The sequence below is a fragment of the Paenibacillus sp. Y280 genome, from assembly GCF_056786335.1.
This window is the reverse complement of sequence record NZ_JBXCIW010000014.1, coordinates 80908-95690: the sequence shown is the minus strand read 5'-3', so window position 1 is coordinate 95690 and position 14783 is coordinate 80908. Positions and strand designations below refer to the sequence as shown.

Genomic DNA, 14783 nt, shown 5'->3' with positions numbered 1-14783 from the left:
ATTACTTAGGAACGAGCCCAGGTCAAAATATAAATTTCCAGAGGCCGCTGCGATTTTCGATGCAATTCTTGTGAGCAGGCCTCTGCCGTACTTCCCGTCGTATATATGTCATCAATAAGCAGAATGCGAATTGTTTCTCGAGCGGGCTGAACTTTACTCGCTTTACTGGCGGAGTTGCGTGTTTTTGATTGAAGAATGCGAAGCTCGCTTTCGTTTACGTCAAAAAGCGACCTAGTATCGCGCATTCGCTCCGAACGCGTCTTAAAGCTTTGCTTCTCCGAATGGCGGGAACGGATGAGCAGGCTCATAAGCGGCAGACGATAGCGCTGCGCTAAATGGCTTGCCAGCTGCTCCGCTTGATTGAAGCCCCTATCGCTTGCCCTCTCCGGGCTGATAGGGACATATGTGACCGCATCCCAGTAATCGGCTATCTTCCCTTTCGACTTAGAGAGGTTGCCGCTTGTAGCGTTGTACCGCTGGCGCCGGGCAATTACGCAAGTCATGGTATCAAGGACAGGCAGAAGCATGTCGCCAAGCAAAGGCGCAAGCCGCTCGTTTCCACGGTATTTGTACAAAGCGAGCATCGACCGCATTGCTGGATTGTAGGAGACCGCGCTGCGGTTGCATACGAATGCCCGTTGCGGACTGCGTATGCAGTCCTCGCATGCGATGCAGCGTCCGCATCTGGGACAGGCGATGCGGGTGAGCCATGGTATGGCGGAGAGGCATCCTCCGCAAAGCGATTTTCGAAGCCGGGGCGTCAGCTTCGATTGGTTGATGCTGCCCGCGCTGCGAGCCTCGGTTTGCGGTTTGCCGCATAGAAGGCATGCGGTGGAACGGGGAGCGAGCAGCTGCGCGCTAGTGGCGAAGGCGGATTGAAGACGCTGGAGCCATGCTTGAGGCGAGTAAGTCACTTTGACGAGCCTCCTTTGCTGGCGGGGAGCAAGTAGCCTTCCTTGCGGGCCATGCGGTTCATCTTTTGAATGTGGCGCACTGCCGCTAGCTGCGAGCGGTTGCGCTCACGGCTGCAGAAATAGACGCGGCCAAACGGGTCATCTGCAGACCGTCCTGCCCTGCCCGCCATTTGAACCAAGGAAGCCTCGTCAAAAAGCCGTCCGTCCGCATCTAAAATATAGACGTCGCTTCTCGGAATCGTGACTCCTCGCTCTAATATCGTGGTCGTGACCAGCACGTGAATTTCCCTTGCACGGAAACGCTGCACCTTCTCCGTCCGCCCACCGTCCTGAGAGGAAGTTGCCGCTATTGCTGAAAGCTGAAGAACAGCCCTAAGCAAAGCAGCCATAGGCTCGGTCTGTGCAATTTGCTGCACGAATACAAACAGCTGGGCATCCCGCTGGATTGAGGCCTGCATAGCGGCCAACAGCTTGGATGGCAGCTTCCGCTGGTGAAGCATTTGTTTCACAGCTGGCGTTTGATACAGTTGCGGTACAGGCAGCGGATGACGATGGTAGCGCACGGGCACTCTCGCATGCGGAAGCTTGCCGCGCTTCGCCGCTCGCTGCAGCTCGCTCGGCGGCGTAGCAGAGAGCAGCAGCCGGGCAGCGCCAGGCGCGCAGCTTTTTTCTGCGGCATAATGAAGAATAGGATCGCCGGCGTAGGGAAACGCATCAAGCTCGTCTACGACGACTAAGTCAAAGCCTTGATAGAAACGCAGCAGTTGATGTGTCGTGGCAAGCGTGATGTCGCCGCTCTCCCAGCGCTGCTCGCTGCCGCCGTATAAGGTGACAACCGAAGCTGCCGGGAACGCTTTGCGGATACGCGGATCTAGTTCAATGACGACATCGCGGCGCGGCGTTGCGATAAGTGCCCTTCCGCCTCGCAACAGCACCGATTCCACCAGCGGGAAAATCATTTCGGTCTTGCCCGCTCCCGTAACCGCCCAAAGTAAAAAATCTCTCGTTTGCTTGGGTACACCCTTTGATAATTGGGGAGATTCTATCGTCTCATACTCTTCAACGAAACGGAGCGCCTTCGCAGCAGCAGCAGCCTGTGCCGGGCTAAGGCTCCATTTCTTAAGCCGCTGTTCTAACGGCAGCTGCATGAGCGGCCGCCGATCCGTCTTCATTCCAAGCAAAGCAGGATGCTGCATAGTAACGAGCAGCTCGCATTCCCGGCTCCGCCCCATCCCAATGCACGCCGTACAATAGGCGCACAACCGCCCGCACGCCGCACATGCCGTGCGGTGCATATGCGCCTCGCCGCTCCCGCAGCGCAAACAGCTGCGCTCGCGCCTGCGGCGCCCCAAAGCGTCCAATCGCCCGCCATCCCCGGCGGCGATCGCTCCGCTCAGGCGCACCCGCCCGAGCAGCGCGGCAAGCTGGAGCACTCCGCTCCAGCTCACCGCGGCGCCGGGCCCGCCCGCGCCAGCTAACAGGGCGTGCGCCTCGCTTCGCAATAGCGCACGTCCCTGCATCATGCCTGCGGCAAGCTTCGCCCCTGCCGCAATCTCTCCCAGCTCCGCATCGCCAAGCGCTCGCTCCGCTTCTCCGCCTTGCTTGCGCACCGCTGCACGCGACATACTCGCGCTCAGCTCTCCGCTTTTCACCTGCTCAATCCCCCCTCCATCGCCGCCTACACTAGCTCCCTCTCCCTCACTCCACTTTCCATGTCGCCGTGCTCCAACACGCACCCAACGCTCCGCCAAACCCAGCAAGTTCTCTACCTTCAATGCCGATTTCCGCTTGCTTCTACTACCCAAATGCCACCACCGCCGGCTGCCTGCAGCCTTTCCGTCATTCAGCCCGCAACGCTTAGCCTCCGCTACACAAGAAAGCAGCAGCTCTAACGCTTCGAACGATCTCGCTTGATATCCCATTTCATTGCAGCTGATAGTCAAGTCATCCTTTTTCTCTATTCTACGCCTCAGCCCATCCTCCCAAAGCCGAGCAGCGAGGCAAGCATCGCCAAGCGGCAGCAGCTCTTTTAAAAGCCAGCCCGAATCCGCAATTTTTCCGTTAAGCCGCCCTGCCTTGCCAAACTCCCCATTCATCCAGAATTGCTTGTCCACCTCTGGATGAATCGTTGCCGACGCCTGCCAATGCCCGTTAACCTCCACAACATACACTTGAGCCTTCATCCGCTTTCGCTCCCTTCCCCGCATTTCAATATCCATCGCGCTATCGCGCGTTGCCATAACGCCCGGACAACAAAAAAAAGCACACCCAACAACGCAGCCGCGTCATTGAGTGTGCTTCACTCCGGATATTCAATTACGGAAAATTATATACTAAAATGGCATTTTCGACAAATCCGACGGGTTTTGCAAATCAACCAGCACCGCATGATCGGAATGCGACACGATTCCTTCTGCCTGAAGCAGCCACAGCAGCTGGGTTCCATCTACTCCACTCGTTTGTGAGCACTTACTATCCTCGATTTCTGTTTGAGGCGCATTTTCTTTAGGGTGTACCCTAACCTCGTTGCCACCTCTAGCCAAACGTTCTACAATCGCAATCATCTCGTCTGTGACACCACGATCGATAATTGTCAGGCGAACATCTTTGCCCATTCTCCGCGAGAAAGAAAACAATGAACGCACATACCATTCCATATTTTTTTGCCGAACGTCCGCAACGAGCACATAATGCTTGCTCGATTGCTGCCTTCCGCGCCAAATTCGAAACGCCAGATGCACCGACAATGCAGCAAAAGCATAACAGCCAATCACTAAAAGTAGAAGCTCAAACATAGCGGCCACCTCCTCTTTGTGACACTATATGCCAAGAAGAGCCCACTGGTTCCGACAGCCGGGGACAAGATGACAAAATGTGCGACATGTCCAAAGACAGCCGTTTTCAACCTGTAATTAATAGTCAATTTACGACAAAGAAACACCCTTGAGCAATTCACTGTATGTGTTATCATCGTATTACATCCTGCATATATACGATATTCAAGCATAGATTACAGGGAGAAGATGGGCACTGCAAAGCGTCAAAGCTAGGGAAGCGATGAAGTATAATCTGCATATGGACACTTGGATTATATGGAGCCAATAGTGTAACCGGCCCTCTTAGAACCACTACATACTCTAAGAGGAGAGTGAAAGATGCATTATGTGAAAAAGCAGTTTACTTTGAGCCTGGTCGTCTTATTATTTTTTTCGCTTACGCTTGGCTCCTTCGTCATGGCTGAGGGCCAAAGCAACGGTGACGCAGCTGCAGCCGTAACTGGTATTGAAAACAGCTGCCAGAGTTATTCAAACAGCAAAGCAGATGTCATAGCCAATCATTCCAGCATCACAGTCAATAGCAATGACACGGCAACAGCAACCTTTACGACCATAGTGGATTGTGTGAGAGTCAGTTTTTCCTCTTATGAAGGTGCAGCTGACTGGGTACCCGGTCCCAATGACACGACGATACCTTACCATAAGCAGAAGCATTTTAGCGGCCAATCCATTTCCGTTGATAAAGCGGGAACCTATTCCGCCACAATTGATATCCCGAAATGTCTGCCTTATCAATTGGATATATACAGCGGCAACGAGCTCTTCGATCTAGGCACAGGCGCTCATGGCGACAAAATTTTAGGCTGGAAGCTAAAGCTTAACAACACATGCACTGTGCCGTCTGCGACACCATCACCATCTCCTACACCTGAGATTACACCTACTCCAACACCGTCAGCATCCCCAACACCTGAGATTACACCTACTCCAACACCGTCAGCATCCCCAACACCTGAGATTACGCCTACTCCAACACCGTCAGCATCCCCAACACCTGAGATTACGCCTACTCCAACACCGTCAGCATCCCCAACACCTGAGATTACGCCTACTACACCGCCGTCAGCATCCCCAACACCTGAGACTACGCCTACTACACCACCGTCAACATCACCTACACCTGAGACTACGCCTACTACACCGCCGTCGGCATCCCCAACACCTGAGACTACGCCTACTACTCCGCCATCAGCATCACCGACACCTGAGACTACGCCTACTACACCGCCGTCAGCATCCCCAACACCTGAGACTACGCCTACTACACCGCCGTCAACATATCCGACGCCTGAGACTACGCCTTATACAACACCAGCATCGTCTCCAACACCTGTAAGTACGCCAACTTCAACTCCTGCAGCCTCGACGTCACCTGCTCCCACTCCATCACCAGAGATTACTACAATTGTTGAAATAGTCGATGAGGAGCCGCCAATAGGCGGTATTGAAGATAATCAAAATGGCGAGCCGCCTGCTGATACCGCTATCGATGTGGCCGAGGATCAAGTTCCGCTTGCCACGCTTCCAAAAACAGGCGATTCCAGTCCTGTTCAATATTACCTCATAGGCGCCTTTGCCCTTTCAGCCGGCTTCCTCTCGCTTCGTAAGAAACGGCAAGGAAGATAAACGGCAGAATTAAAGCAACCGATCATTTTATCTTTATCTCCGGAGCAGCCTTAAAAAGGCTACTTCGGAGTTTTTTATTTCACCTTTAGACGCGCATCAAAAAAATCCCGTATCATCCGATACGGGATTTTTGATGTTACCATATTAAAGCGTGACCCAACCATATTTGATCGATTGAATAACAGCCTGCGTACGATCATCAACTTCCATTTTTTGCAAAATACTGCTGACATGGTTTTTAACGGTTTTTTCGCTGATAAACAGAAATTCACCAATGAGCTTATTGCTCTTGCCCTCAGCCATAAGTCTCAGCACCTCTGCCTCACGCCGCGTAAGAGGGCTCTCATCGCCTGCAACGAACTTAACGCCCGGCTCTTGAGCAGCTGCTGCTCCTGAAACGATTCCCATCTCGTCCAAATAAGTCATGCGGCGTAGCTGGTTAATCAGCTTGCCTGTCACTTTAGGATGGATATAAGCATGGCCTTGAACGACAGAGCGAATAGCGTTAATTAGCGATTCCGCCTCCATGTCCTTCAACAGGTAGCCGGTAGCCCCTTTGCGAAGCGTTTCAAATACATAGCTCTCATCGTCGTGGATAGATAGAATGATAACCTTTACGTCAGGGAACAAGCTTTTTAAACGCTCTGTCGCAACGACACCATTCTCGATTGGCATATTAATATCCATCAGAACAATTTCTGGAATCGTATGATTGCAAAACTCCATTACTTGAATGCCGTCTCCGCATTCGCCAATGACTTCAAGATCGTCTTCCATATTCAGAATCCGCTTAAGTCCTTCACGAAACAGCTGGTGGTCATCCGCAAGTAAAATTTTGATTGTATTTGCACTGCTTGCAGGTTTCTGGATCATCATCTTACTCCTTTCTAGATTCGGCTGTCGTTGGTATATCTATCATAATTTTCGTCCCTCTACCGGGATTTGAGTCTATATCCATCCTTCCCTCGATCAGCTCAATTCGTTCTCTCATCCCCACCAATCCAAAGTGTGCGTTATGGCCAGCATCCTGCTCAATTAATTCGCTATGAAAACCAACGCCATTGTCCTGAATAACGATAGAAATTTGTTGTGGCTGATAGTTAATTTCGAGCAAAACATGAGAAGCACTCGCATGCTTCAAAGCGTTGGTGAATGCTTCCTGAACCAAGCGGTATATAGCCGCTTCCATTGCAGAGGGCATCCGAACTTCTTTACCGATTAACTCGAATACAGTATGTATTTTCGTTTTCTCTTCAAAATCCTGCGTGAATTTACGAAGAGTCGGAACAAGTCCCAAATCATCCAGTGCCATCGGACGCAAATTGAAAATAATTTTGCGTATCTCTTCCAGACCGGAACGGACCTGACCTTTCAAATCTACTAATTCTTCCTGTACCATCACAAATTCCTGCTTGATAAGCATACGTTCTGCAATTTCAGTCCGAAGAACGATATTGGCAAGCGATTGAGCCGGGCCGTCATGAATTTCTCTAGCGATCCGTTTTCGCTCCTCCTCTTGCGCCAAAATGATCTTCAACCCAAGCAGCTGCCTTGTTTTGGCAGATTCAATGATCCGTGTAACCTGGTTAAGGTCACCCGCTAAATATTCAAGCACGACGTTTATTTGTGAAGCAATCGTTTCAGCACGCTCGATTGAATTTTCTACATTGCGGACGCGTTTTTGCAAATCATCCCGACGCGCCTTCAAGTAGGATTCTTTCTCACGGTAAACCATCAAATCCAATTGAATTTGTGTAGCCTTCTCATACGCTGACTTAATATCATCTTCCTTGTAGCGTACGAAATCCCGGCTTACTTCCGTCAATCGTATACGCGCACGGCGGTAGTCTAGCTCCAGCTGATCAACCTTATCGATCGTCTGCACCGTTTCCTGAAGAACGATCTCAAGCTCCTGCTCCAGCGACTCCAGCTCCGCGCGCGCCAATTCACATATTTCATAAATCTGATATTTGCTGTCTTCCATAACTTCGATTGCATTTTTTATAACTCGATTTATATCGACGGTTAAATGGTCCACGATAGATCGGCAACCTTTCTCTACTTAAAGGTTAATCTATTCTATCATAACACAGATTTTCGTCCATCGTTAATCGATGGTAATCTTTTTGGCCTTGCCGTCATAGCCAACTTTTAAGCCAAGCTTCTCCGAGAATAATCGCACCGGAATTAATGTGCGGTTATTGCGTACGATCGGAGTTACCTCGGAGGATTGATGCTCGCCATTTAAAATGAGATCCTTTTTCCCAAGCGTCATTTCCATCAGCTTATTGCCGCGAAGCACGGTCACCTGTCCCGTTTTACCGTTAAACAGCAGCTTGGATCCCATTGCATCCGACACGAATCGAACCGGCACATAAGTAATTCCATTCAACACGATTGGCGCCGAATCCAGCTTGATCGCTTTACCGTTTACAGAAGCTGCTGTCTTGCCAACGGTCATCACTACTTTAGTATTCGAATCAACTGCTGCTGCAGGCGGATATTGCAGCTTCATGTTGTCTAGTCCAATTGAACCAGATGCAACACGCTCATCCTGACCCTCGGCAATCGTAACCACATAGATCCGCTTTAGCTTAACCGGGAACTTCATCCCTGCTGACGATAGATTCACCTTCACGTTTTTCCAGCCTGTCCAATCGAGCTGCTTCGCAAGATCTAGAAGCTGTGCTTTTCCATCCGCATCAATAAACTCTGCCCGTACCCAGTTCAGGCTGTTATCCCCGTATAGGTCTACCGTCATTGAGGTTGGCGAGCCCTCTATGGCACGGCCGTTCGTATTAAATACCGCATAAGAAGCTTTCGTTCCCGTTCCATTCGTAAAATCATAATCCAGCTTCATCGCCTTGGCAGATGTTTGACCTGGGAAATCGGACACCAGATTTACGCTTCCTGTCGTCTCGGCAGGAGTAACCTGTGAAGTAATCGGATAGGTCGATTTCTCAAAATCCTCGAACGTACTGACCGCTTCCCCTTGTGTGAATGGAATCATAGCCGGATAACCGTCATAGCGAGCAATCGCATAACCTGTGCTTGTTCCGGCATTAACGGATTGAACCGTTAGGCTGTCGCCATTTTGAACGGCTGTGAAGCCAACAAATTCCCATTTTACGGAGTCGCCGCTTAGTTTATAGGTATTGCCGTTTTTAAGCTTCATTGTCAGTGGAACCGAGATCGTTGCTCCCTTTGCGAGTACGCCTGCTGCCGTATCGATGGAGAGCGAGGCAATCTGATCCTGGCCAATGACTTCAATATCCTGCTGCGTGGTTATATCGCCTGACTTCACGCTAAGCGTCGTTTTGCCGGCCTTTGTCGCTGTAAACTCGCTGCCCTGGAAGGTGCCAATCGCTTTCTCAGAGCTCCATATCGCGGATCCATTTTCGAATTCAAACGGATTGTAATATGTATCATATCCATTAATTGAATAGGATGACTTTTGTCCTATTAGCATGACTTTAGATCCACTTACAGATATGCCCTTAAGCGTACCTTTCGGAGCCGTTGTGAATACACCTATTCCGTTCGATACGCTTCGCTGCGTTGATCCATATTGCGTTGAATGAGCAAGCTGCAGCGCACTGCTTCCAAGCGGACGCTCGATCATCGTCGTCGAACCGCCGCCATCGAGATTGACGCCTTTATACACGCCGAGCTGCACCATTATTTGTTGAAGCTCCTTCAGGCTGACACCCGTATTGCTTCCAAAGCGTTCGCTTGTGATAAGATAGACCTTTGTTCCGTCCTGTGAATAGCCGATACCTGAGCGTGAGGTATACGAGTTGCCGCTAACCCCAGTAATATCGCGGGAATACGTCGCAGCAGCACCGCCATTAACAAGCAGCGTATGTCCGCCAGCCATCATCTCGAAGGACGCAGGATCTACCTTTGATCCTGTGGTCTGAGAAACAAGAGAGTAGTCCGCAGCGATCGATTGTCCAATCTGCAAACGCTCCTTTACATAATTGGCTGCAATGCCATGCGCGCGAAGAATGTATCCATCAGCGGGCGCTTGTCCGGCGATTGCTTTGTCAATCGAGATCTCTTCAATAATGCCGTTGCGTACCAATACCTCGGTAGGCGTGGAGCCCGAATTTTTCGGACGTTCTGCTCCGCCCCAAGCACTAGTATAGATATACATCTTATTGACATGACTAAATTTGGTGCCTGTCGTTTCAGGTACATAGGCCGATTGATTCAATCCCTCAAGCGGGAAGGTAGACCCATCCGCTGCTGTCACTAAGCCATCGAACGTATAATTATCGATCATCGGCTTGCGATCCTTCGAAAGCGAGAAAGCATACATCCCCTTCAGCTTGGCTGGGCTTGACATGAACATGCCGCTTGCGACCTGCCCGCCAAGCGGCGCACCCTCATTGCCCATTACGAAAACGTCAGCATTGATCGCAGCTACTGCTCCGTTTTCTTTTGTCATATTAAGAATGGTATTTACTTGACCAATGCTATTATTTCTCCCGCTCATCGCATTTAAGGATACGTAGGGATTCGTTAAATCGATTTCAATGACATGCACATCGGTTTGCGCCTTAGAGCTTCCGCGCGTCGTATGAAAGACGTAGTCAAGCCGCTTAGCTCCTGCAGTTATAAACGATTGCTGTGACAGCTTAAGCACTGGATCACTAGCAGCCGCCTGTGTGGACTCTATGAATGCGGTTTTCCCGACTCCAGGCAAGATTGATGCGATTGGCTGCACCAGCAACGCTCCGCCTAATACTACGATAATGACACGCTTCCCCAAGCTTCCCGTCTGCCGTTCGATGATTCTATGAACCTTACCCATTAGTTTAGCAACTCTCCCATCAATTCATCTAATAGTTATAGACTACAAGAGTAGTAGAAAAGTTACGTCTGATAAAAGAGTGCTATCGTATTATATAAACCGATAGATATCGGCTATGCAATCAAAAAGGCTCAGTCCGCATAAAAGATGCGCGGTCTGAGCCTTCGTATTTTATATTATGGGGTCAAAAACTTCACCTTTTGCAGCAAACGCAATAGCATAACCGATCCTTCTGCCCGGGTCGCATTGGTTTGCGGACTCAATGTCGTCGCTGTTTTACCGCTTATGACACCGATATATATCGATTTCGCTACATCGGTCCGTGCCCATGCGCCAACTTGACCCCGATCCGCATACTTCTGGAGATAGGAAGCTGCTGATTGAGGGAGCTGTACATTTAAGCCAGCTGCACTAGCGGCTCTAATCATCATAGCGGCCATTTCCTGGCGCGTAATCGGATTGTTCGGCTTAAAGGTGCCATCCGTGTTGCCTGCTACGATCCCCGCGGCTGAAGCCGCTCCAATATAAGCCCCCATTGCGGTACCCGTATTAATATCCTTGAATTTTGCAGCTGCTGCACTGTCGCTGTTCAGGCCAAGCCCTTTCGCTATATAGGTTGCAAACTCACCGCGCGTAATTGCTTTATTAGGCTCAAACTTTGTTGCTGTTCGGCCTTCTACGATGAATTTCCGAGACAACGTATGAATATTGGCTGCTGCCCAGTGCATAGTTAAATCCGAGAAGCTGGATGAATTCGCAACAAGCGCATAAGAGCTGTTGCCTTTCCGCTTGAACGCCGCTGTCGTCTTTCCTCCGGTTGTCGTTAGCTCAGTCGGAACATAGGATAGCTCCCCTAAGGCTGGGTCGAACCATACCACCGCTGCCCTGCTCGTGTCGACAGCTTGATTGGTTTGAATTGTGCGCGACACATAGCCGTTGAAATCATTCAAAGGCTTCTGCACAGAACCGCTCACAGCAGTAACATCAAAGTGATACGGGCCAGCTAGCATCGAGATATTGGAACTGTTTATTTTCGAGCTGAGATTGCTGGTCACCGTCGATAAACCTTGATCGATACGAATGAGCAATTGCCCTGATGAGGAACTGCCATTAAGCAAAGTATTCATTTTCGCAAAATCCCTATCCGTCAACTGCAGCTCATAAGCAACATCGCCGTACTGAACAGCAAATACGGAATTAGCATATATGCGATTCGCCATATCCAGCGTGCTTATCGGTACAGAAACAATCGCCGCATTTTCTGATGCAGGCACTTTAAATGCTACTCGAGGAGTGGCTATGCCGGCTGTTCGAACGGTTTGAAAAGCTGTAAGCAACTTATCATACGGCAGCGTATAGCGGTTGGCTTGTACGCCAGCAGGCGAGGTATCCCTAGTCGCAGTCGCAGCGGACGTCTTTAGTCCAATTCCGCCGCCAGCGGATTCTTCATAATCGCCTGATAACCCATCCAGAATTGTGGTTTGATTAGCAGCGCTTATATTCGAAAAGCTATTGATCATCGTACCGCTATTCGTTCGAAGGCCGGTCGAATTTGAATGATAAGTTACGGTTACGGCCTCGCCTGTTGCAACTGGTGCGGCTAACCTTAATATTACGGATGACCCGCTTAACTCTACACGCGATACCAATCGTATGGCACTGTTAGCATTCACTAGAAATTGAGAAATAGAAGGAACATATCCGCTATTCAACGATTCTGCAAAAGTCAAAGTAACGGTGTAGCCTTTTGCAATGACGCCATAAATCGTTCCGTTTTGTCCACCGCTGCTCCCGCCGCCAGAAGTAACATTCGTAAATGACGATGCAGCATTGCCTGCCAAATCCAAAATTAACGACATCGCGGCCAAATAGGATACGGACACCACTTGTCCATTAGTTATGACAGATGAAAGTGTTAATAGCACAGTATCGCCTGTAACATTGACTTGCTGAACAGGACGTACGCTGCTATCGACCATTACATTAAACTGACCAACGGCAGGCACGCTTTGTGTATTTAAGCTCTTGTTGTATTTTAATGTGACGATGTTACTGCTAACACTGATGTATTGCAGAGTCGGCGTACTCGTATCAGGTACACTATAAAGACTATAATTATTAAATGCAGCCAAGTAATTGCCTGACTTATCCCGTACTGGGTGAGAACCAGGTGCATAGGTTACATAAACATTTTGATAATTTTGAATCGAGCCATTAATCGTAAGCAAAATATTGCTGCCCGTGCTTGAAATTGATGTCGTGCTGTATTTAACACCGCCGATGCTAACAGAAAATTGCAGATAGGCATAGCTGTTTACCAGTGATAATTCTTTATTAAAAGATAATGTAATTGAGCTGCCAGAAGCGTTGCCGCTTATGACTGAAGGTGCTGTGACATCTTTCGCGCCCGATACATCCTGATTAACAATGCTGACTGCTTCATTATCTGAGGTATCTTGAATCAGCCCTACTGTCGCCTTCGAGTAGGACAGCTTCACCTGCTGTCCAGCCACGATGGGACTTGATACCGTAAGCGTGACTGCTTCTCCTCGAACCTGGACGCCTGTCACCGATCGTGGTGCCCCATTAACCGTCACATAGAAGCTTCCCGTAGAAGGGATCTTATGTACATTCAGCTCTTCATTGTAGGTCAATGTAATCGTTGATCCACTCCACTCAAGCTTACTTAAGACAGGAGCCGTATTATCGGAGCCATATGTCTGAAACGTCCACTGATACTCATTAAGTATACCAGCAAAATTGTTTCCGGCCAGATCGGTCACCGCGCTTGCATCAATCGTCACATAATAGGTAGTTTTTGGATCAAAATTCTTTGTCGGCGTGATGACTAGAACATTATTATTATTGCCATCTACATAAAAGTTACCCGGAATCGGCTTCAACGTGCTATCGCCGATAGGATTAAACATAATCGAGCCTGTTGCGCCTTTCTTAATGGCTTCGCTGAACGTTGCCGTAAAGGCTTGACTAAGACCAACAGAAACTGCGTTGTTCAACGGATGCAATAACGATAGTGTTGGTCTTACCGTATCCTGTGAAACCGTGAAGGACCAAGTTGTAGATGCAGAAATTCCGGAATAGTAATTTTCTGCCGCATCGCGAATGGCACGATTGCCAATGGTGACATCATATTTGGTGTTATTTACGAACGCCTTCTCAGCCTCGCCGGTAATGGCTTTATTCGGATCAATCGTAATTTGATAGGTTCCGCCTCCCGTGATCCGCTCCGAAGTCACTGGAATCGACCGGAACAATGCCCCGGTTGCCGAATCCCTAATTTCGATCGCTCCGCTGTTCAGAAATACGGGTTCATTAAAAGTGATCTGCAAAAGTGAGTTCAAGCTGCTGATCGATCCACCGGCAGCCGGTGATACGGCTGTTGCAGCAGGCGGAATGTTCTCATAGCCGGGATTTGTACTGAAATTCCAAACGGATGCACCTGCAATCCCGTGATACCATTGATCTCCGCTCGGATCTGGTTGTGTAAAAGCACCCGCCTCGATTAATACATAATAAGCCGTATTTGCCTCCAGATTAGTGGCAGGTTTAATACTCACCTGATTATTCGTGATGGTTACTTTAGATGAAATAGCACTAAATCGCTCAAAGGTGGTATTATTGCTAACCCTGCGTATTTCGATAAATTTATCGGCACGCGGCTGAACGTTTTTGTCGAAAGTAATCGTGAGCGTCGCATCAGGCGCCACGGATGTCGCATTGTCTGAAGGAATCAACGCAGACACATTCACCGGTGCCGTATCTGTTGCAAAGCTCCACGTGATGCCGTTAAAAAGATTCCCTAACGCATCTTGAAATGCTGTATTCGGGATCGTCACGGAATACGCTGTGCTTGGCTGCAGCGCTGCCGGAGGCTGTATGACGATCTGGTTCGTGCCGCTGCCTCTTACCGCGTTTGAGGTAACCGCAATCGATCTATTATCCTCTGATGAATTCATTTGAATGTTTCCGCTTGCAACATACACCGGCTCGTTAAAGGTAATGATAATCGGAGTAGTTACTGCAATGGGTGACGCTGTAGGTACTACGCCAGTATGTACAGGCTTCGTTATATCCACTTCGGCAACCGTTCGAAAATTCCAGCTTGTAGCGCTATTGATTCCTGCATAGCCAGCAGCATTCGAAGCATTAACAAATGCACTGGCATCAATCAAAACATAATAATTCGTATTTAAAGCGAAAATATTAGTCGGATCAACGGTTACTGTACGCTGCGTTGAATCAATTGAGATACGATCAGATGACAAAGGAATCCTTTCGACCAAATTACTCGTTGCATAATCATAAATGGATATGGACGTCGTATTAATCCCTTTGGTGACATTTTCATCAAAGGTCATTTTCAGATCAGCCGTTATCGATACGTTAATTAGATCATCAGCTGGGCTGAGACTTAATACGACTGGTCCTGCAGGTGCGGCAGCTGCTTGCTGCGGGGATGACGGCCAGCCTGCCAAGCTTAATTGGAGAAACAGCATTACGGCGATAAAGGAAGACAGCTTGCTGGTTCGATTCATTTCAATTCACTCCTCAAAAAATTACACTCGTACA

Annotated in this window: 8 protein-coding genes and 1 riboswitch; of the genes, 1 reads left to right on the top strand and 7 read right to left on the bottom strand. The window is 49.2% G+C overall.

Going from position 1 to position 14783, the window contains the following annotated elements:
• Positions 1-5: 5 nt before the first annotated feature.
• The 3 genes from AC1TPC_RS18195 to AC1TPC_RS18185 all read right to left on the bottom strand — a co-directional run bounded on the left by AC1TPC_RS18195 (position 6) and on the right by AC1TPC_RS18185 (position 3709).
• Positions 6-914: a ComF family protein gene (locus AC1TPC_RS18195; protein ID WP_482068216.1), complete on the bottom strand. Its 909-nt coding sequence runs from the start codon at positions 912-914 to the stop codon at positions 6-8.
• On the bottom strand, positions 911-3097 hold the full coding sequence (locus AC1TPC_RS18190) for an ATP-dependent helicase ComFA (protein ID WP_482068215.1): 2187 nt from the start codon (positions 3095-3097) through the stop codon (positions 911-913). The genes AC1TPC_RS18195 and AC1TPC_RS18190 overlap by 4 nt, the downstream gene beginning before the upstream one ends.
• Before the next feature lie 150 nt (positions 3098-3247).
• On the bottom strand, positions 3248-3709 hold the full coding sequence (locus AC1TPC_RS18185) for a hypothetical protein (protein WP_482068214.1): 462 nt from the start codon (positions 3707-3709) through the stop codon (positions 3248-3250).
• A 246-nt stretch (positions 3710-3955) separates the two neighbouring features.
• A riboswitch (cyclic di-GMP riboswitch) is annotated at positions 3956-4037 on the top strand.
• A 32-nt stretch (positions 4038-4069) separates the two neighbouring features.
• Between AC1TPC_RS18185 and AC1TPC_RS18180 the strand changes: the two genes are divergently transcribed.
• Positions 4070-5377: an LPXTG cell wall anchor domain-containing protein gene (locus tag AC1TPC_RS18180; protein ID WP_482068213.1), complete on the top strand. Its 1308-nt coding sequence runs from the start codon at positions 4070-4072 to the stop codon at positions 5375-5377.
• A 144-nt stretch (positions 5378-5521) separates the two neighbouring features.
• Here AC1TPC_RS18180 and AC1TPC_RS18175 read toward each other — a convergent pair whose 3' ends face one another.
• The 4 genes from AC1TPC_RS18175 to AC1TPC_RS18160 all read right to left on the bottom strand — a co-directional run bounded on the left by AC1TPC_RS18175 (position 5522) and on the right by AC1TPC_RS18160 (position 14749).
• Positions 5522-6250 (bottom strand): response regulator, encoded by a 729-nt coding sequence (locus AC1TPC_RS18175; RefSeq protein WP_482068255.1) that lies wholly within the window; start codon positions 6248-6250, stop codon positions 5522-5524.
• A gap of 4 nt (positions 6251-6254) precedes the next feature.
• Positions 6255-7415, bottom strand: coding sequence for a sensor histidine kinase (locus tag AC1TPC_RS18170; RefSeq protein WP_482068212.1), 1161 nt, complete (start codon positions 7413-7415; stop codon positions 6255-6257).
• Positions 7416-7484: 69 nt separating this feature from the next.
• Entirely contained in the window at positions 7485-10193 is a 2709-nt protein-coding gene (locus tag AC1TPC_RS18165) for a stalk domain-containing protein (protein WP_482068211.1), read from the bottom strand.
• A gap of 176 nt (positions 10194-10369) precedes the next feature.
• The gene (locus AC1TPC_RS18160; RefSeq protein WP_482068210.1) at positions 10370-14749 is read right to left on the bottom strand and encodes an Ig-like domain-containing protein; all 4380 of its coding nucleotides are present in this window, start codon (positions 14747-14749) and stop codon (positions 10370-10372) included.
• Positions 14750-14783: the final 34 nt, after the last annotated feature.

Coding starts and splice junctions, on each gene's coding strand:
- AC1TPC_RS18190 (WP_482068215.1), bottom strand. CDS start 3,097: ATGAAGGCTCAAGTGTATGTTGTGGAGGTTAACGGGCATTGGCAGGCG.
- AC1TPC_RS18185 (WP_482068214.1), bottom strand. CDS start 3,709: ATGTTTGAGCTTCTACTTTTAGTGATTGGCTGTTATGCTTTTGCTGCA.
- AC1TPC_RS18180 (WP_482068213.1), top strand. CDS start 4,070: ATGCATTATGTGAAAAAGCAGTTTACTTTGAGCCTGGTCGTCTTATTA.
- AC1TPC_RS18175 (WP_482068255.1), bottom strand. CDS start 6,250: ATGATCCAGAAACCTGCAAGCAGTGCAAATACAATCAAAATTTTACTT.
- AC1TPC_RS18165 (WP_482068211.1), bottom strand. CDS start 10,193: ATGGGTAAGGTTCATAGAATCATCGAACGGCAGACGGGAAGCTTGGGG.
- AC1TPC_RS18160 (WP_482068210.1), bottom strand. CDS start 14,749: ATGAATCGAACCAGCAAGCTGTCTTCCTTTATCGCCGTAATGCTGTTT.